The sequence below is a fragment of the Caldifermentibacillus hisashii genome, assembly GCF_039654145.1.
Lineage (GTDB): Bacteria > Bacillota > Bacilli > Bacillales > Caldibacillaceae > Caldifermentibacillus > Caldifermentibacillus hisashii.
The window spans coordinates 3,578,390-3,597,649 of the sequence record NZ_CP155467.1; the positions used below are offsets into that span (position 1 = coordinate 3,578,390).

General features: G+C 36.2%; 14 protein-coding genes and 1 pseudogene. 2 read left to right on the forward strand and 13 right to left on the reverse strand.

The window, feature by feature from the left end:
• Positions 1 to 484 precede the first annotated feature (484 nt).
• From NSQ14_RS17220 to NSQ14_RS17235, 4 genes are all read right to left on the reverse strand, one after another.
• Complete coding sequence (locus tag NSQ14_RS17220; RefSeq protein WP_346216636.1) at positions 485 to 3,619, reverse strand: alpha-mannosidase; 3,135 nt, start codon at positions 3,617 to 3,619, stop codon at positions 485 to 487.
• Between the two features lie 35 nt (positions 3,620 to 3,654).
• Positions 3,655 to 4,479: a carbohydrate ABC transporter permease gene (locus NSQ14_RS17225; protein WP_041901890.1), complete on the reverse strand. Its 825-nt coding sequence runs from the start codon at positions 4,477 to 4,479 to the stop codon at positions 3,655 to 3,657.
• A 12-nt stretch (positions 4,480 to 4,491) separates the two neighbouring features.
• Positions 4,492 to 5,394 (reverse strand): carbohydrate ABC transporter permease, encoded by a 903-nt coding sequence (locus tag NSQ14_RS17230; protein WP_041901891.1) that lies wholly within the window; start codon positions 5,392 to 5,394, stop codon positions 4,492 to 4,494.
• Between the two features lie 198 nt (positions 5,395 to 5,592).
• Positions 5,593 to 6,960, reverse strand: a complete 1,368-nt coding sequence (locus NSQ14_RS17235) for an extracellular solute-binding protein (protein ID WP_346216637.1) — start codon at positions 6,958 to 6,960, stop codon at positions 5,593 to 5,595.
• An 842-nt stretch (positions 6,961 to 7,802) separates the two neighbouring features.
• On the opposite strand from NSQ14_RS17235, the gene NSQ14_RS17240 reads away from it, so the two are divergent.
• Positions 7,803 to 8,024: a helix-turn-helix domain-containing protein gene (locus tag NSQ14_RS17240; protein WP_041901893.1), complete on the forward strand. Its 222-nt coding sequence runs from the start codon at positions 7,803 to 7,805 to the stop codon at positions 8,022 to 8,024.
• A 544-nt stretch (positions 8,025 to 8,568) separates the two neighbouring features.
• Here the strand turns inward: NSQ14_RS17240 and pntB are convergent.
• The 5 genes from pntB to NSQ14_RS17265 form a co-directional block, all read right to left on the reverse strand.
• Positions 8,569 to 9,966, reverse strand: a complete 1,398-nt coding sequence (pntB, locus tag NSQ14_RS17245; RefSeq protein WP_343127077.1) for a Re/Si-specific NAD(P)(+) transhydrogenase subunit beta — start codon at positions 9,964 to 9,966, stop codon at positions 8,569 to 8,571.
• Between the two features lie 3 nt (positions 9,967 to 9,969).
• Positions 9,970 to 11,529 (reverse strand): Re/Si-specific NAD(P)(+) transhydrogenase subunit alpha, encoded by a 1,560-nt coding sequence (locus NSQ14_RS17250; protein WP_343127078.1) that lies wholly within the window; start codon positions 11,527 to 11,529, stop codon positions 9,970 to 9,972.
• An 823-nt stretch (positions 11,530 to 12,352) separates the two neighbouring features.
• On the reverse strand, positions 12,353 to 12,736 hold the full coding sequence (locus NSQ14_RS17255) for a hypothetical protein (protein WP_343127079.1): 384 nt from the start codon (positions 12,734 to 12,736) through the stop codon (positions 12,353 to 12,355).
• Entirely contained in the window at positions 12,717 to 13,229 is a 513-nt protein-coding gene (locus tag NSQ14_RS17260; RefSeq protein ID WP_052480281.1) for a hypothetical protein, read from the reverse strand. Before NSQ14_RS17260 ends, NSQ14_RS17255 begins: the two co-directional genes overlap by 20 nt.
• On the reverse strand, positions 13,226 to 13,561 hold the full coding sequence (locus NSQ14_RS17265; protein ID WP_034773058.1) for a hypothetical protein: 336 nt from the start codon (positions 13,559 to 13,561) through the stop codon (positions 13,226 to 13,228). Before NSQ14_RS17265 ends, NSQ14_RS17260 begins: the two co-directional genes overlap by 4 nt.
• 531 nt (positions 13,562 to 14,092) lie before the next feature.
• On the opposite strand from NSQ14_RS17265, the pseudogene NSQ14_RS17270 reads away from it, so the two are divergent.
• Positions 14,093 to 14,398 (forward strand): annotated as a pseudogene (locus NSQ14_RS17270) (hypothetical protein); the annotation flags it as partial.
• Positions 14,399 to 14,694: 296 nt separating this feature from the next.
• Here the strand turns inward: NSQ14_RS17270 and NSQ14_RS17275 are convergent.
• The 4 genes from NSQ14_RS17275 to NSQ14_RS17290 all read right to left on the reverse strand — a co-directional run bounded on the left by NSQ14_RS17275 (position 14,695) and on the right by NSQ14_RS17290 (position 19,254).
• Positions 14,695 to 15,189 carry a PTS sugar transporter subunit IIA gene (locus tag NSQ14_RS17275; RefSeq protein WP_041901898.1) on the reverse strand — a complete coding sequence of 165 codons (495 nt, stop codon included), beginning with the start codon at positions 15,187 to 15,189 and terminating at the stop codon, positions 14,695 to 14,697.
• A 54-nt stretch (positions 15,190 to 15,243) separates the two neighbouring features.
• Complete coding sequence (locus NSQ14_RS17280; protein ID WP_425499449.1) at positions 15,244 to 16,299, reverse strand: lactonase family protein; 1,056 nt, start codon at positions 16,297 to 16,299, stop codon at positions 15,244 to 15,246.
• A gap of 104 nt (positions 16,300 to 16,403) precedes the next feature.
• On the reverse strand, positions 16,404 to 17,816 hold the full coding sequence (locus NSQ14_RS17285) for a PTS transporter subunit EIIC (protein WP_343127081.1): 1,413 nt from the start codon (positions 17,814 to 17,816) through the stop codon (positions 16,404 to 16,406).
• A 4-nt stretch (positions 17,817 to 17,820) separates the two neighbouring features.
• Positions 17,821 to 19,254 (reverse strand): glycoside hydrolase family 1 protein, encoded by a 1,434-nt coding sequence (locus NSQ14_RS17290; protein ID WP_034773062.1) that lies wholly within the window; start codon positions 19,252 to 19,254, stop codon positions 17,821 to 17,823.
• Between the last annotated feature and the right edge of the window lie 6 nt (positions 19,255 to 19,260).

Here is a 19,260-nt window from a genome sequence, read left to right on the forward strand (position 1 = left end):
CAACTTACTTGGAAGGAGACATCGGACAAGTTCATTGTGAGGCAACTGAAGAAGTGCTAAATAATTATAAAATCACTTGCTTAACACCATATTTAGATGTGCTTTTGTGGTCTATCCTACTATAAATTGATTGTGTGAACTTATTCGAATTGTTTTTCAGTCGCCTCGTTCATTGTCCCGGTTATGAATAAGACAAGGAACCATAGCCCTGGTACCCCCGTGTCCAAATAGATCAATGATATCCTCTCTTTGAGACATTATCTTTTTTTCTAAAGGATTGGTTTCGTCCCAGGAAATACTGCCTAAACAACAGCCCTATCCATCAATCAAGCGATTAGATATTCTTAACCTTGATAGATGAAGTAACCATTTTAACAACGATTGCTCTATCCATCAATCATGCAAATAAAAATTCTTAACCCCTAACAAGCCAGGTTTTGACCCCCGACTTGATCCGATGATCCAAACTCTCGGGACAAGGAACCTAGGCCCCTATGTTAACAAGAAATGTTTTGATTTCATATGGCGCTAAATCAAAAGTAATTTCCTTGCTATGCTGGACGATTCCAGTTGTTTTTTCCATCAAGTTGCATTCTTGCCATGAAGCAATCGTTAAATCACTTGAAATCGTAACCGGACCACGGGAACCCGTAAATTCATGAACACGAAGTACAATCTTATTATCATCCTCTGCCTTCTTAACGGCATCGATCATGATGTTGTCAGTAGATACACGGAATAAAGATATGGATTTATAATCTTTTCCTGTGCCAAAAGAATAGGTCAGCGGGTTATTTAGTTTCCATGCTTCCTGTACAGTTTTTCCATCGATCCAGCTGCCTTTGTGCGGCAATAAGGAGTAAGTGAAAGTATGCTCACCTTGGTCAGCCATCGGATCAGGATATTTTCCAGACTTTATAAGTGTTAAGCGAATGACATGATCTTTTATGTCATGTCCATATTTGCAGTCGTTCAATAAACTTACCCCGTAATTTGTTTCGGAAAGATCAACCCATTGGTGACCGACTGTTTCAAATTTTGCCTGATCCCAACTCGTATTCCAATGTGTAGGACGCTTAACATTGCCAAATTGGATATCATAGGTGGCTTCAGTTGCCCGAATCTGAACAGGGAATGCAACTTTCAACAGTTGTTGCTGTTCATGCCAGTCAATATATGTTTTAAAATCAATTCTTCTATTGTTTTTATAAACTGTCATCAACTGCTTTATGAATGAATCTCCGTACCTCCATTCAAATCCAATGACAAGTCGTAAAGGACCTTTTTCAAGCACTTGAACACTTTGTAAATCACGGATTTCTTTCATCTTTTCCTGATAAAAAATATCAATATCCCAATTTTCATAATTCATCGGCTTGTCTTCGAATACTTGCAATATATTTCCAAAAGCTCCGGGGGCAAGGACTTCACGACCTGCTTCTTTATCATAGATCCTTGCTAATTGCCCGGCATCATTCCAAGAAATTTGGTAATATGGTGTATTGATACTATTGTCATTAACCTCAAAAGATGTTGCCACACGGTTTACTGAATGGCTTTTTTTACGATATTTTATCGCCGTATACCCCATGGACGGTAACTTTTTAACTTCAAGAAGTAAACCTTTTTCTGTTTTTTGTGTTTCGATCGGATTCCCTTGTATATCTATCCACTCACCATTCACTAAATTTTCATCTGATGTAATGATTTCAAGTACATCATCCCGCACCCAATTCGAGGAATTAAATACAGTAACGGTCCGATCGTCACCGGAGAGCAATGATGCCAAGGACTGTTTCCAACTTTCCATTGCCAATGATTTTGCTTCTTGATATTCTTGTTGGCTATCCTCATATACCTCCCGTATGGATGACCCGGGAATGATATCATGAAACTGATTTCTTAAAACAATTTTCCAACTATGATTTATTGCCGATTGCGGATAACGAAAATAATCTTTAGTCAAAATACTATTCAATGAAGAAATCCATTCCGTTTCTCGCAATAACAGTTCAAGTTTCCGGTTCATCTTCTTGTTTTGTGCTTGGCTGGTATATGTACCGCGATGATATTCCAGATATAATTCACCATCCCAAGTATGAACATATCGATCGGTACTTTCCACATTCTTATGAAGTTTTTCAAAATACTCATCTGCACGACTAGGTATAACATTTGGTAACCCGGGCATCTTATCTAATCGGCGTCGCATTTCAAGCATTTCTCTGTTTACACCACCGCCACCATCGCCATATCCGTAAGATAACAGGAGCTCCCGATTCACCTCTTTATCACGATAATTCCCCCAAATATCTTGGATGGTTTTTGGTGTAATCTCACCATTGTATGTGTAAAACCACACGCCATCATTAGTCGGCGTTGTTATGAAATGCGTCAGAATTTGTGTACCATCCATTCCTTTCCAGTAAAACGTATCATGTGGCATCCGATTATATTGGCTCCAACTGATCTTCGTTGTCATAAATGTATCTATACCACTCTTCTTTAAAATTTGCGGCAGTGCCCAGCTATAACCAAATACATCCGGCAGCCATAAATACTTTGATGTCACACCAAATTCACGTTGTAAAAATCGAGTCCCAAATAACAATTGACGTACTAATGACTCACCTGATGTCAAGTTGCAATCTGCCTCTAGCCACATTCCACCTTCTGCTTCCCAACGCTTATCGGCAATTTTTTCTTTTATCTGTTTAAAAATCTCAGGATAATCATTTTTCATATATTCATATAACTGTGGTTGTGTTTGCAGGAAAATATATTCCGGATATTTTTCCATTAAGCGCAATACTGTTGAAAAGGAACGTGCAGCTTTTTCTCTTGTATGTTTTAATCTCCACAACCAAGCTACATCAATATGAGTATGTCCCACAACATGGACTGTTACCGGATGTTTATACTCCATCCTTTCTAGTTGTTCATTTATAATCTTTTGCGCCACTTTTACAGAAAGATAAAATTCGGAAGACCCCGGTCTTGACCAGTCAATTTCCTTAAATGAACGATCAAGAGCAATCAATAACGCTTGCTTTTCCGGCCGGTTGTCATCATATATTTTTATCGTTTCAATCATTGCCTTACTGGTCCAAAATAAATCATCTGCCGCTTCGTCTAAACAGGCCAACGCGGCATTTTTTATTTTATGTTCCTGAATGGTTGGTTTTCCGCCGCCTTCCAACCCGGACCATAAGCGAAATGCCAGTTGGATTTTTCCCCCAACCAAATCCTTGGTAAAAAATACTTCTTGATGATTGCTGTCTACGCCTTGGTAGGGAGTATGATTGACAAAAAGTAATGATTCAAAACCGGAGTTATTCCCTCCACCTGTTTTTCCAAAGTCAAAAAGACCGACAACTTCTTCCCCTTTCCATTCGGCGGGAATCTCAAGCTCAGTTAAAAGCCATATGTACTGATCTCTGCCTGACCAATAGTCACCAACTTTTAATTTTTCCCCCTCTGAATTTTTAGGAGGCCGAGTACCCACATTGCCTTCCTTGTCTAAAATCGAAGTGAATTCAGGAATAGGAACTACATTTCTGTACCTCAACTGATCTAATTCAGCAATTCGCGCTTCTAATTTTTCTATTGTCCAAAACAAGTGAAACACCTCCATAGATTTACATAACCCGGAAATTATCCTTTTGACGCACCGCCAAAACTAAAACCTTTAGACATATAACGTTGTGATAAAAAATAGAGAAATACTACCGGAACTGTATAAAGCACTGAGAATGCCGCTAGTTTTCCGTAATTAATCAGGCCATAGTTGCCAAAAAATTGGAAAATATTTACGGAAGCTGGCATTTTTTCCGGTGATTGAATTAGTATATATGGTACAAAAAAATTTCCCCAACTTCCAGTATAAGTAAATATGAAAACAGTAAAGATACCAGGCACCATTAAAGGAGCAACAATTCTTTTAATCCCTTGCCATACCGATGCACCGTCAATCCATGCCGACTCTTCCAAATCCATTGGCACAGAATCCATAAAGTTTTTCATCATCCAAATGGCATAAGGAAGTGATGTCCCTGTTAAAAATAGGGTTACCGCCCAAAGTTTATCAACGAAATTAAATATTAAAAACATTTGATAAACCGGGACAATGACAGCGGTCATTGGTAATGATGTAAGAAATAAAATCGTATATAAAAATGATTTTTTATATTTGACTTGATACCTAGACAAAGGATATGCCGCTAATATACTAACAAGCACGACAATAATAGATTGTCCGCCCGAAATCATTAAGCCTATCAAGAAGGACCTAATGATGGAAGGATCTGTAATAACCTCCTTATAATTATTCATCGTTAACTCTTTTGGTATTTTCAGTGCTTGGATAGCGGAAGGATCCACTGATGCAAATATCATCCAAAATAGCGGTAAAACAAAAAGAACGGCAAGTATAATTAATATGGTATAATGTAAAATCCTTTCTATTTTTCCTATCTTCATTTTTTTCACTCCTTATAATTTTACTTTCAGGAGTCTCATATATAAAATACTAAAAACAGCTCCTAACAAAAGGATTACTAATGAGATAGCTGTACCGTATCCCAGCTGATAACTTACAAACGCTTTTTGATACATAAAAACCGGTAATGTCATCGTATGATTTCCTGGTCCACCGCCAGTCATGGTATATATTAATGTAAATACACCTAAGGTTTGCAATGTTACTAACATCAGGTTTGTTGTAACCGTTCCACGAACCATTGGAATTGTAATATGGCGGATAACCTTCCATCGTGAAGCACCATCCATTATAGCTGCTTCTTCAACCTCAGCCGGTATATCATCTAAAGCAGTCTGAAAGGCCATCATAGAAAAAGCGGTACCCCTCCAAATGTTTGCAATGACAACACTGAGCATTGGATATTCAAATAAAAAGGCGATTGCATTTATCTCTGATAAAGATGTAAGAATCGTATTTAAGGTTCCGCTGTCTCCTAAAAAGGCAACCCAACAAAACGCGACAACTATTTCAGGTGTCACCCAAGCCGCAATGACACAGATCCCAATGATTCTCCGGAAGGCAGCACTTTTTCCTTTCATTAAAAATGCAATGAAAAATCCTAATGAACATTGGCCTAATACTGCCGAAAGAATAACAAAAATTAAAGTTTTAGCAAGACTATTATATAGCTCTACATCTTTAAACATATTTATAAAGTTTTGAAAACCGATAAATTCAAGTTGTTTTGCTTGGGCCCCGGTTAGAGACAAATTTGTAAATGAAAATAATATGGTTAAAACCATAGGTGTTAGAAAAAATATGAGTAATAAAACTAAAGCTGGCGATAAGAAAACCAATGATTTGACATTTTCTAATTTATTTTTCTTAGCTAATGGAATTGAAGATGTGGCCATTTTTCATCCTCCTATTGAAAACATTGCCACATATTAGAAATAGAGAATAGCAGTGATTCTATCCTTTATTCCAATTCGTGGGTTTGACGCCGGAAATTTTTACAGTAAATGATTAAAAATACGGGTCGAAAGCTTTGGACAAGTTTTGCTGTCTAGCTCTACAGGGAATGCTATGACAGCAAAACTTTACTTTTCTTATTAATATGTGTTTTCTTTACCAACTATCTTGATAACTGCCTCTTTATAATTATTTAAAGCTTCTTTTGGTGTCATAGAACCGCTGGCAACCGCTTCTACTGCATTTTGAATTTCAATAGAAACATTCGGATACAAGTCACTCTTTGGTCGAAAATAGGAGTTTTCTAGCGCTTTTGTTGCAGATTCAATAAATGGCCGTTGCGCATAATCAGGAGATTGTGCGGAATCCTCTCTTACAGTTAAAACACCTTCAATAACCGCACGTTTTGCTTGCGATTCTTTCGTACTCATTGCCTGAATTACTTTCCAAGCATCATCATGATTTTTTGAATTAGCAGGAATGGCCCATGACCAACCGCCTGACATTGTCACTGTACCCGGTTTTTGACCATTTTGTGTAGGCATTGCCGCAAACCCAAGAACGGCTTCAGGATCTTCGAGCGGAACTGCGCCACCTTCTAGGTAATTACCAATATTCCAACTTCCATCAAGAACGATACCTACTCCGCCATTGGGTAATAAGTCTTGAGTCATCACAGAACCGTAGTTAGATGTTAATGCAATTGAGAGGGATGGACCTAGTTTTTCCTTGTTCATCATCTCATCAATAAACGTCAGCGAATCAAGCAATCCTTGACCATTCACATTCCACTTCCCTGTTTCGTCATCATACAAAGTTTCACCCGTTCCATATAACAGCATTTCAAAAGTTTGCATAGATGTTGCTTCACCATTTACTTTTGCGACATTCATTGCCAGCGGAATAACATCCGGATTTGATTCTTTTATTTTTTTTGCAGCATCCAAGATATCTTCCCAGCTTTTTGGTTGCCAATCTAAAGGTAGTCCAGCATCTTTAAAAACTTTTTTATTAAACCACAGTCCGCGGGAATCGGTTGTCGTAGGAATCGCATAAACACTTCCATCTTCACCTAATACACCGTTTTTAATATTTTCAATGAATTGATCCCACTCGTCCCAGGAAGACACATATTCATCTAGATTTTTTAAGTATCCTGCATTCGCATCGGAGCTAAGCATAAATGTGTCTTCGGAAACAATATCCGGTGCAGTATCTTTTGATTGTAAAGATAAAGCTACTTTAGAGAAATAATCCCCTTCACTTGCGATAATGGGTGAAAGTACGATGTCGATATCGGAGTTTTCTGCTTCGAATTCGCTTTCAAATTCTTCCAGATATCTACGGATGTTATCATTTTCTCCCAATCCTCTCCACGTAATCTTGATTTCAGTTGCATCGGAATTGCTGTTGCCTTTGTTGGAGGAACTTGATTCATCATTACTGCATGCTCCTAAAAATACTAGCACTGACAATATTATCATTGCTGATTTTTTCACCTTTCCCATTTTACTTTCCTACCTTTCTTATGTAATAAAAATCCTAAGCAACTTATAAATGGATAAATTTTTATCATGCTGTCGCAGAGCCTATCAACGTTTTGTTAAAACTTTAAAAATAAAGGATTGCACCGTTTTGAATTTCCATTCATAATTGCCTTGTAAATGAGTTTGTTTATCAGCCGATTATTCCTAAAGTTGTTTTATTGCTTTTACCATCTTTAATGAACCAATTGACTTTGAAAACGCTGTCACTTCTTAGAGATAGGTAGATTTTCTTTTTCGTATATTAATTAAGTAAATTAAGATAGAAACAGTATAAGAAATGATGGTGTCCAAAAATGTTTTAATATTATATTCACGCAAAATATAGTTTCACCAGTATTTATAAGGTTATAAATTCACGGGTTACGGAAAAATTTTATGGAAATAGGCTCTTTTGGTGTGAATCATAGGATTTGTTATATTTTATGATTTGGCATTTATATTTATCACAAAAACAGATTAAATGATACTTGATTACTATTTTAATAACAGTCATTTTTATTACTTTGTTTTATCAGCATCCTTTACCCCCAATACAACTAATTTCATAATGAATCCTATCCTTCTTCTGTGATTAACTATTTTTGTAATAACAAAACCTCCCCAGATATTAAAAATTATTTTCATTGATTTCTACCTAATCATCTTACCCCCTTTTGCCACTTGAAAATGACAGTTATGAAGTGTGTTAGCTAATTTAGACTACACATCCTTTTATTTTGGTACGCAATCACGTACCACCATTAAAAATATTATATGGTATATTTTCCGTAAAGTCAAACTATTTTTGATGAGCTGGGTGAGTTATGGAAAAATACGTTGTTGTAAAGATAAAAGAACTTTTAATCAAAAATAATATATCTCTCAGAGAACTCTCCCGATTAACAGATATTCGCCATGCGACTCTTAGCGAATTAGCAAACCACAAACGGAAAAATATAAATTTTGGTCATATTGAAAGAATTGCAGAAGCGCTTCATATAGATGATATTAGGGAAATTATTGATTTGAAGGATCGAGATGAATAGAAGTCCATTCAAAATATTGTTTAGTGGAATAAAATTTTGTTCGATAGAAACATTTAATTTGAAGTATGGTAGAACAAATTAGTTAAAGAATAAAGTCAAATCAACTTCGGGAAAATCCATATGTAATTCCAAATGTCAAACGTTAAAGGGATCCAATCATGATGATTATCGAATTCATATTGGAGGTTCGCCTGCAAGCTGTACCGTCCCGCCAACATTGATCCAATCATGACGAATATCGAATTCATATTGGAGGCCACTGAAAAAGTGCTAAATAATTATAAGAATACTTGCTAAACACCCACCATATTTAGATGTATTCTCCTGGTTTATCCTACTATATATTGTTTAAGTGAACTTATTCGAATTGTTTTTCAGTGGCCTCTTCACATTGGACTAAAATGTTGCATGCCTTAGGTTGTAGTCCTCGTCACATGATGATTATCGAATTCATATTGGATTAAATATCGCATACTTAGACTGTAGTCCTCACCACATAACGACTATCTCCTTCACATTGGATCCCTACATCTGATTTCAATTGCTACAACGCATTCAGTATGGCCTCTGCGGTTGTTTTTGCATCACCAAAGCACATATAGGAATTTTCCTTGAAAAATAACGGGTTTTGTACACCGGCATATCCCGCGCTCATGGAACGTTTCATAACAATAACATTTTTTGCCTTCCAAACTTCGAGTACCGGCATCCCGCCAATTGGGCCGCTCGGATTTTCGATTGCAGCCGGATTGACCGTATCATTGGCCCCGATAACAAGCACAGTATCTGTCTCCGGAAAATCATCATTAATTTCTTCCATATCTAGAACAATATCATAAGGTACTTTTGCTTCCGCTAACAATACATTCATATGACCCGGAAGCCGCCCTGCCACCGGATGAATACCAAAACGGACGTTAACCCCTTGATCGCGGAGTTTTTTCGTAATTTCCGCCACCGGATATTGCGCTTGAGCTACAGCCATCCCATAACCAGGTGTAATAATAACAGAACTTGACCCCTTTAACATTTCTGCTGCATCTTCCGGGCTGATTTCCCGGTAATCACCCATTTCTTCCGCTTCCCCGCTTGCTCCTTCATTTCCAAAGCCACCGGTAATAACAGAGAAAAAGTTCCGGTTCATGCCTTGACACATAATATAGGACAAAATTGCTCCCGACGACCCCACCAATGCTCCGGTAATAATTAACAAATCATTTGACAGCATAAATCCCGATGCCGCAGCCGCCCAACCGGACAATGAGTTCAACATGGAAATAACAACCGGCATGTCTGCACCGCCGATTGCCATGACCATATGCCAGCCTAAAAATAACGAAATCGCCGTCATAATGGCAAGGTAGACAATCCCGGATTGTGAAGCTCCTGCAGAAATAAATAAAAACATAAGAACCGCAGACACAAGCACCAACCCAATATTCAACAAATCTTTATATGGTAAAATAAGTGGATTGGAGCGAATTTTGCCATGAAGTTTTCCAAAAGCGATAACCGAACCGGTAAAGGTAACAGCCCCAATAAAAATACCGAGAAAAATTTCCGTTAAATGAATGATTAGCATAGATCCAACAAAAGAATGATCAGAAAGTAACTCGATAAAGCTGTTATAGCCTACAAATACGGCTGCCAATCCTACAAAACTATGTAAAGCTGCGATTAATTCCGGCATTTCCGTCATTTCGACTCGTTTTGCTAAAAGAATACCGATGATCGCACCGATTAAGACAGCCACCAAAATATATGCCATACTTTCAACATCAAGTTCAATACTTACAATCGTTGTAACCAAGGCAATCGCCATACCCAAAATACCAAAATAATTGCCCCTTTTTGCTGTTTCCTGCTTCGCTAGACCGGCTAAGCTCATAATAAACAATATCCCTGCAATCATATACGCTGCAGTAACTAAACCTTGCGACATTGATTACACCTCCTTGCTCTTCGTAAACATCTCTAACATGCGTTTAGTAACGGTGAACCCGCCAAATATATTGATCGTAGCAATTAATATACCAAGAAAAGACAAGATTTTAACCGACGTTAGGGAACTGTTCATCTGTAATAAGGCACCTACGATAATAATACCGGAGATGGCATTCGTAACCGACATAAGCGGTGTATGTAAAGCATGGGTTACATTCCATACAACATAATAGCCAACTACAATGGCAAGGGCAAAAACCGTTACATGTGATAAAAATTCAGGAGGTGAAACTTGACCTAACCATAGGAAGAACACAATTGCCAGCCCACCAAATACCATTTTTAACAAGGAGTGGTGTTTCTTTTCTTTAACCGGTGTCTCGCTTGGTTCTGCTTGCTTCGTCTCTTTCTTCGAGGTTTGCGTCGCCGATACACGAATTGGCGGCGGCGGGAAGGTAATTTGCCCTTCTTTTACGACACTCATATGGCGTAAAATCACATCTTCAAAGTTGATATCGATCTCTCCGTTTTTTTCCTTGCAAAGTAATTTTGTTAAATTGACGAGATTGGTTGCATACATTTCAGACGATTGAGCAGGCAGTCGACCGGGCAAATCTGTGTAACCAATCACTTTCACCCCGGAAGCAGTCACAATCATTTCCCCCGGTACCGTATATTCACAGTTACCTCCACTTGAAGCGGCCATATCAACAATCACCGAGCCCGGCTTCATACTGTCAACCATCGCTTTCGTAATTAACTTAGGTGCCGGTTTTCCTTGAACAAGTGCGGTGGTTATAATAATATCAACCTCTTTCGCCTGTTCAGCAAAAAGAGCCATTTCTGCTTGAATGAATTCGTCGGACATGACTTTGGCATATCCTGTAGAAGTAGAACCATCTTCTTCACCGGCAAAGTTTAATTTCAAAAATTCTCCGCCCATTGATTCGATTTGTTCCGCCACTTCCAGACGCGTATCAAAGGCCCGAACAATCGCACCAAGGGATTTACTCATTCCAATTGCGGCCAACCCGGCTACCCCTGCACCAATGACCAATACTTTTGCCGGTGGTACTTTCCCGGCAGCGGTAATTTGCCCGTTAAAAAATCGTCCAAATGCATGAAGTGCTTCTGTAACCGCCCTGTATCCTCCAATATTAGCCATTGAAGATAAAGCGTCCATTGATTGGGCACGTGAAATGCGCGGAACCATGTCCATTGCCAGTACATTGATGTTTTTTTGGGAAAGCTCTTTAACAAGTGCGCCGTTTTGTGCCGGATACAAGAAACTGACGAATGTCGCCCCTTCCTTAATCTTTGAAACTTCCTCCTCGGTAGGCGGATTCACTTTATAAATTAAATCACATTGAAACACATCATCAGCTTCGACAATTTCTGCTCCGGAGCTGATATACTGTTCATCGGTAAAACTTGCCGCCTCACCTGCACCTGTCTCAACCGCAACTTGAAACCCAAGTTTTTTCAGTTGAATGGCGGATTTTGGAGTTGCTGCAACACGTCTTTCACCGGCAACTCGTTCTTTAGGTATTCCTATTCTCATTCCCTATACTCCTTTCAGCAAAAGGATTTTTCTAGTTATCATAGATAAAGTGAAACTTCCGGCTGGGGGCTCTTCATCCCCCACTAATGCCGTCTCCTCTTTGCAATCTCTAAAATCTTGATGTGAGGGCCATACCGCCAGTTAAGGTGAGCTAAAATAGAAAACTTTTCACTTGCTCCCTCCAATTTTCCAAAAAATTACTAATCTCTTTCATTATATTAAATTCTTCTATATATTTAGTCGAAAAAAATGACAAAAGTTTGTAAAAGGTCAATTTGCATAAAAAATGGGAACGAGATTACAAAATCCCTGTTCCTATTTTATCTTTTTAGAGAATATAAAAAATTTAAGGTGCTTAATGGAAGTTTATTCCCATTGCATTTTTCATGAATTTTGGGTAACTCTCTTCAGCTTTACGAATTAACATTAACAGCATATCAATTATATAACAGGATTTAATTGTTATCATCAACACCGTAAGAATATTGGGCAGATACTACAAGTTAAGAATTTCTTTAATAAAAGTTTTTGAACTTAATAGGATATTAGTTTAGATCGTCTAGAGAGATAAAAAACTTGGAGAGAAATTGAAGACGGAAAAACAGCTGCCACAAATAAACCAAAGGTGTGAATGCTTTTCAAATTTTGTTACATTTACATTCAGTGGGGCAGTTTCTTTATGTTCACTTTATCACATTAACAGGCTAGAGGTTAGGCCAAATTAGGCCATTATATTTAGTCATGATGGCGAGGAAATCATCCCCGTTCATTTTCCAATTTTTCAATGAAAATAAAATAATAGTTATAGATATTATAAATCATATTATTCTACAATGGTGCAATTCTTGGCAAGGAATCTTGCTTGACCTTTTGTAAGCTCAACTTTACCATTCCCATTGTGTATTTCTGCATGAAAAGGATTGTCATCCAAAGGTCTATATAGTATGCTACAATCCTTTTCATAACAATGACCTGCTCTAATATTTACAATTGCTTTTAACTCAGTATGTCCAAACCTTTCTAAAAAGCTAGTAACAATTTCCCTTTTATTGCGATTTCCGTCTCTATCGACTGAAACACCTTTTGAATCTTTAAAAAGTGCAGAAGAAGGTCTATTTTTCTCAATATCCCACTGATTTGGAATTGATTTTTTTATCGCTCGATACAAAAATTCATTTTCATCTATTTTAGGATTCAAAAAACTCATTTATAACCTCGTTTACCTTTTTTACAACATTTATCAATGGGATGGTTATTTCTTTCTCTTCTTCTGATACTTCCATATACACTTCAACTCGATCATGGAAAATTTCAAATTCTAAATAATCTCCATTATTCTTTTCATACTCAAATTGTATACTTTTTCTACCAGTTGGAAAAATTTTGGGTTCTCTAATTATATTATGATATATATAGTTTGCGTTGTTCAAAACCTCCGTTGTAAACGGTTCTGCCCCATTGCCGTTCCAATTGTACTCAAGTTTTTCTAGATCCTTTAATTTCTGCAGATTAATCGATTTCCTTTTTTCTTCAACAATGTATTTTTGGGGTATACTAGTAAATGTTGATGAGTAATTATAGGCAATCCGATTCTTCACCCGCATTTGCCATAAACTACTCACTTTGCTTGATGTATTTGCTTTAACTATAAATGGATTAAATATCGGTTCTGAAGGCGTAAAATATGATTTTTCAATCATTGGTTTTCCTCCCTCATTTGCTCCAATATTTGTATCTTTTGTCCTAACCAATTATGGATTGCTTTTGCTGAGTCTAAATTCATTATAACGCCCGAAGAGACAAAACGAATGACATTATAGTCAAAATCATTAGGGTCAATAACAGTTGGTGGTGTTACAGCTTGGCCTTCTTCACCTAATTCGAGGTTTTCTACATAAGGTAGTGGTGGTCGTTCAAAAAAGAAATTCATAACAATTTCACCCTGCGGAGCAATACCCCCATATACACCATTTGTGTAAGTGGGATTAAAGTTTTCAGGGAACTTATATTTAAACTTTAGAGTTGTTTTCATTTGTTTCACCCCTAAGAACACCTTTGTATATCTTATTATAAAATTTTCGAATTTTAATTTCAATATATCACATTCACCTAAAATATTTCAACCTAACGGGGTAGTCCAGCTATGAGGTGTAAATTTATTAATTTTTGGTAGTGTTGTGGAAATACGACTTTTCCACAATTGGTAAAATTTTACGTTTGAATTTATCCACATTAAAGGCCAAACAAAACCAACTTTGCCTAATTTTTAAAAAATGTGGATAACTTATTTTTTATGTTGTAGATAACTACATAACAATGAATTTTTTTAAGGGGATTACTTTCTATTGTGCAGTTTCGCAACTTTCGCAAAAATTTTATTGGTAAATTTATCTCATGACTTGTTGAACGTAGCTTCTATCAACACAACCATCATAAGAAAAGATTTATGCAATGTAATCATAGACATAATCAATGGGACGAGCTTCAAAATTACTCCTTAGTACTCGGAAAATTTCTTCAATTTTCCAAAGTTCATGGTAGGCATTTAAAACTTGTTCTGGATCACTTTGTTATATGTTATCTGGCTTTGGTCATTCAACGATTATTTGAATATTATCTTCATCAGAAGGGAAAAAATTATTCCACGGAGAAAATACAGGGCGCCATCCGAAGTGCAACAATCACTAAGCTAAACGTTGATGAGAGAGAAATTTTTATAAAGAATAAAGCCGATGATGTCTTTTCTGATATTTTATCACCACTTGATTTAAAGGATATCCCGGCTTATGGTCAAAAAGACAAAAGAACAAATGCATATCTACAAAAAAATAAAAAACTCCTCAAAAACACGATTATACAGCTGTTTTAGGGGAGTTTTTGTTCTTTTGACCGTCAATGTCGGAAGTTAGCACTTGAGTAATATTTTCGAGTGTGTAAACTTTTTCAAGTACCCTGGTAAAAAACTTTTTTAGGACAACCCCTAAACTAAAAATATTGAAATTCATTTGGAAAATCTTTCTAAAAAATTGTACATAAATCGATTATCTGACAAAAACTATTCCCCTATTAAAATTAACTTCGATAAAAGACTAAAAAACCCTTCCCCTTCTTAGACTTTACAGCAGCCCCTAATTAATCTAAAGCTCGTTTAATCTCCTATGTTATTTATCCTATCTCACATTCTAACAATTGGTCCCCACAATTCACAGTGCCACTAGCATAAGAATTAATTTTCACCTTTTTTTCAGAGATATTAGTAATTACTAACAGGGTAACAGTGTCTAGGTTTTTTTCTTTTAATAACTTCAAATCAACATGTATTAAGTTATCTCCTGGTTTTACATGTTTCCCCACTTCTATACACGTTTCAAAACCCTCACCATTCAATCCTACTGTGTTTAATCCAATATGAATTAATATTTCGATTCCTTCAACTGATTTTATTCCAATAGCATGTTTTGTTGGATAAAGTTGTATAACTTCACCTTCTACAGGAGAAACAATTGAACCACTAGATGGAATAATTGCAATTCCATCACCAATCATTTTCTCTGAAAAAACTGGATCTGGAACTTCCGACAATGGAATTATGTTTCCGGTAATAGGAGCATAGATTTTTTCCAACTTTGTATTTGATTTTGAAAATAATTTTTTTAACATGTTCTTACATCCTTTTATTTTATACAAGTATTTAATAGTATTTAAAATAATAGACTACAAAAACTTTACACAAACTGGTTCAGGCACTTTAATATTCGATTGAAGTAGAGTTAATCTTCCTGTTTCTCTGTTTCTACTAAACAAAGTCATATTGTTTGTTTTTTCATTTGTTGCGACTAAAAATTCTTCAGTTGGATCTAGAACAAAATCTCGCGGCCAGTTTCCCATTGTTGGAGTCCACTCCAAAAAAGTTAATTCACCATTATTTTCATCAATTTTATAAATCGCAATACTGCTATGTCTACGATTTCCAACATAAAGATACTTACCATCCGAGCTAATTACAACTGCACTAGCGTCATTGCCCTCCCTGAATTCTTCCGGAACTGTTGATATATATTGTATATCTTTAAAGCTGCCATCTTCTGCATCATAATACAGCATTATTACTTCCGAACTTAATTCTGTAACTGCATATGCAAACTTTCCATTTGGATGAAAAGTAATATGTCTTGGTCCACTTCCTGGTTTAGCTGAAAAACTATTCACTTCATTTAACTCATCATCCGTATTCGTATAAGTGATTATACGATCACTCCCTAAATCAACCACAATGATATATTTTCCATCAGGAGTAAAATCAGCAAAATGCAAATGTGACTTTTCCTGTCTTTCATGAGGTCCTGAACCTTCATGATTTACAATGGATATTTCATTATTAAAAGAACCATCTTGGTTTAATTTATAGGATACTAGCTTTTTTGTGTGGTAATTTGCCGATAATACCTTACTGTTTATGTTGTTTACAGAAACATAACAAGGTGGTGCACCATCTAATAATATACTATTTAATTTTGTTAACGTTCCTGTTTCAGTCCCTACTGAAAAGGAAGTAATTCCCCCTTGTTCACCATTCTTTGTTACTGCAAATAAGTTTCTTTTATCCTTACTTACTGCAATATAGGTGGGATTTTCCAATTTAGCGGCAAGCTGTACATCTGTAATCATTTTTTTCTCGGTATCAAGAGTAAATTGATATATCCCCTTACTTTCCTTTTTTGTGTATGTTCCTATATATCCAATGTAACTAGTCATGTCGAACCCCTTCATATTATTTATTTCAAACATTAATCTATATAACTTCGAATTCGTATCTTTCTGCCAAATTTATAATGTTAATAGGAAAGAGACAAACTCTTTCCTATTTAGATTTATCACTTTTCCGTTTTTTCTTCTTTTACCCCTAACAAATAAGTAACTACAAATGACACAACAACTGAAACAATTAATACTACAATTGAAAACCAGAAATTACTAGTTAAACCAGCTCCATCTGTTGGAATAAATGTTGGAAGAGCAGCAATACCCGGTGACACAATTGCATACTGTTTTAATTGAACAATACCTGCTAATAAGCCACCAATACCACCACCTGCCATCGCACCAATTAATGGCCGTTTAAATCTTAGCAATATACCGAATATTGCAGGTTCTGTAATACCCATAACACCTGTAATTCCGGAAGACAATGCTAACGCTTTAGCATCTTTATCTTTGACCTTGAAATATACAGCAAGAGCTGCTGCACCAACTGCCACATTTGCTGCCAACATACCCGGCATAACAAATGCATCATATCCGTTGTCTGCTAAAGCTGCAAAAACAAGAGGGAACAACGCTTGGTTTGTACCAGTCATAACAAGTAATGGAGTCAATGCCCCGATTAATCCAACAGATAACCACCCAAGCTTCGTATTTATAAAGTTCAAACCATCTGCTATATAACCACCCAGGAAATTTCCTAAAGGACCTAAAAATAAAAGTGTAATTGGTGTGACAATTAAAATAGTTATTAATGGATGAGCAAAAAATTTAATTTCTTTCGGTGTAATTTTATCAACTGCTTTACTTACATAGTACATAAATAACACACCAAGAATAACTGGAATAACTGAAGTATTATAGGATACTTGCGGGATTGATAGCCCTAAAAAATCAAGGCCTTCCGCATTATCGATTGATGAATGAACCAATATCGCTCCTAAATAAGCACCCATCATCGGATTAATACCTATTTTTCTAGCAGCACTATAACCTAAAAAGATAGGCAAGAAATAGAACCCCGCATTATTAATAGCCGTTAGTACTACATACGTTCCGCCCTCTGAAGGTAAACCAAAGAACGTTACAGCAATATTTAAAACAGCTGAAACAAGACCGGCAGCTACTAATATAGGAAGTACGGGAACGAACGTCCCACTAATAAAGTCCACAATGGTAGCTAAAACTTTTTTCACAGTGTTTTCCTGTTTCCCTTCGTTCCCAGCTTCTAAATTACTTGTACTGTCAAGTTTTTCGTTTATTTTTCCACCTTCATTAAAATTTCCATACTTGATAAACTCGTTATAGACGTTACCTACCTCAGTTCCGATAATTAGCTGAATTTCTTTTTCCCGTTTTACAACTCCCATTATTCCCGGAATAGATTTTAATTGTTCCTCATTTGCCAAAGATGGTTTATTAAGTGTAAGACGTAAACGTGTAGCACAATGATTTACTACTGCAATATTATCTTTTCCACCAAGGAGTTTTATAGACTTTTCAATCAGTTTTGTGTATTTGTCCATAACTCTATCCCCAATTTCTACCATTAGATTTTATTAAATTTGAATACCAGTAGTAAGAATCTTTAGGAATGCGTTTTAAATCTAGTAATTCTTCATCTGTTGTATTTATATAAACTAAACCATAGCGTTTTGCCATTCCATTGCCTGTACTTAAAAGATCCGTAAATGACCAAAGATTATAAGATATTACTTCACATCCATCCATAATTGCAAGACCCATTTGATAAATTTGATCCCGTAAAAATTTAATTCTTTCAGGGTCATGTACTTTACCGTCCGGAGAAACTTTGTCATACGCACCATAGCCGTTTTCAGTTATCATCATTGGAAGCTGATAGTGATCCCAAACATAACGTAACATGTAACGTATGGCAACCGGATCAATTTCCCAATCCCAATCAGTATATTCAACAAAAGGATTGTACGTAAGCTGATAGAGTCCAGGAACTTTAGGAAATATAAGATTACCTTTAACACCTGACTTATTTAATAAATACTCTTGTGGCTCTTCATTAATATCACAAGCTTTTGCCGTATTTGAACGGTAGCAATTTAATGCGAAAAAGTCTATTTTAGCTTGTTCAATTAATTCCATATCCCCTTCCTGAATGCCAGGATTAATATTGTTTTCTTTCCAGTAACTTTGGATAAACCCGTTATATTTACGATGTGCATATAAATCGTTCCATACTTTTTCTGTTAATTCTTCTGCATTCATTGCAGCAATTTGATCTTCCGGATTAGCTGAATAAGGATAAATCGGTACATATCCCGGAACCGGACCAATTTTTCCGCCTTCCACTAACTCATGACAGGCTATAACCGCTTTTGCATGGCAAAGATTCATAATATGGTTTACTTTCCATTTATCTTCAAACCAAGTGTCCTTATTCTTACATACTCCTAACCATTCTCCATAGCAAATTTGCATGTTTTGTTCATTAATAGACAGCCAATATTTTACTCGGTCACCAAACTCCCTAAAACAAGTTCTAACATATTCATCAAATTTTTCAATAATTCCTCTGTCATACCATCCATTGAACATTTCATCTACCCAAACCGGCATATCATAATGATATAAGGTTACAATTGGTTCAATATTATATTTTTTCAATTCATTTATTAGATTATTATAAAATTCTATCCCTTTTTGATTTGGTACTCCGCTTGCGTCCGGATAAATTCTTGGCCAAGAAATTGAGAAACGATAGGATGAAAACCCTGCCTCGGCCATTAATTTTACATCTTCTTTGTAACGATGATAATGGTCAGCTGTAATAGAATTATCTGTATATGGTTTTTTCTTTTTACTATTTATATCAATAATTGCAGATGTTCTGCCATCTTCATTTACGGCTCCTTCTACTTGCCAAGCAGAGCTCGATGCCCCCCACATAAAATTTTTCGGAAATAGCGGATCATTTTTGTAATACATAGTTAT

Excerpts from the sequence above, each read along its gene's own strand:
- NSQ14_RS17265 (WP_034773058.1), bottom strand. The coding sequence starts at position 13,561 with ATGAAAACAACTCTAAAGTTTAAATATAAGTTCCCTGAAAACTTTAAT.
- pntB (WP_343127077.1), bottom strand. The coding sequence starts at position 9,966 with ATGTCGCAAGGTTTAGTTACTGCAGCGTATATGATTGCAGGGATATTG.
- NSQ14_RS17225 (WP_041901890.1), bottom strand. The coding sequence starts at position 4,479 with ATGAAGATAGGAAAAATAGAAAGGATTTTACATTATACCATATTAATT.
- NSQ14_RS17255 (WP_343127079.1), bottom strand. The coding sequence starts at position 12,736 with ATGAGTTTTTTGAATCCTAAAATAGATGAAAATGAATTTTTGTATCGA.
- NSQ14_RS17280 (WP_425499449.1), bottom strand. The coding sequence starts at position 16,299 with ATGAAGGGGTTCGACATGACTAGTTACATTGGATATATAGGAACATAC.
- NSQ14_RS17235 (WP_346216637.1), bottom strand. The coding sequence starts at position 6,960 with ATGGGAAAGGTGAAAAAATCAGCAATGATAATATTGTCAGTGCTAGTA.
- NSQ14_RS17290 (WP_034773062.1), bottom strand. The coding sequence starts at position 19,254 with ATGTATTACAAAAATGATCCGCTATTTCCGAAAAATTTTATGTGGGGG.
- NSQ14_RS17250 (WP_343127078.1), bottom strand. The coding sequence starts at position 11,529 with ATGAGAATAGGAATACCTAAAGAACGAGTTGCCGGTGAAAGACGTGTT.
- NSQ14_RS17260 (WP_052480281.1), bottom strand. The coding sequence starts at position 13,229 with ATGATTGAAAAATCATATTTTACGCCTTCAGAACCGATATTTAATCCA.
- NSQ14_RS17285 (WP_343127081.1), bottom strand. The coding sequence starts at position 17,816 with ATGGACAAATACACAAAACTGATTGAAAAGTCTATAAAACTCCTTGGT.
- NSQ14_RS17240 (WP_041901893.1), top strand. The coding sequence starts at position 7,803 with ATGGAAAAATACGTTGTTGTAAAGATAAAAGAACTTTTAATCAAAAAT.
- NSQ14_RS17275 (WP_041901898.1), bottom strand. The coding sequence starts at position 15,189 with ATGTTAAAAAAATTATTTTCAAAATCAAATACAAAGTTGGAAAAAATC.
- NSQ14_RS17230 (WP_041901891.1), bottom strand. The coding sequence starts at position 5,394 with ATGGCCACATCTTCAATTCCATTAGCTAAGAAAAATAAATTAGAAAAT.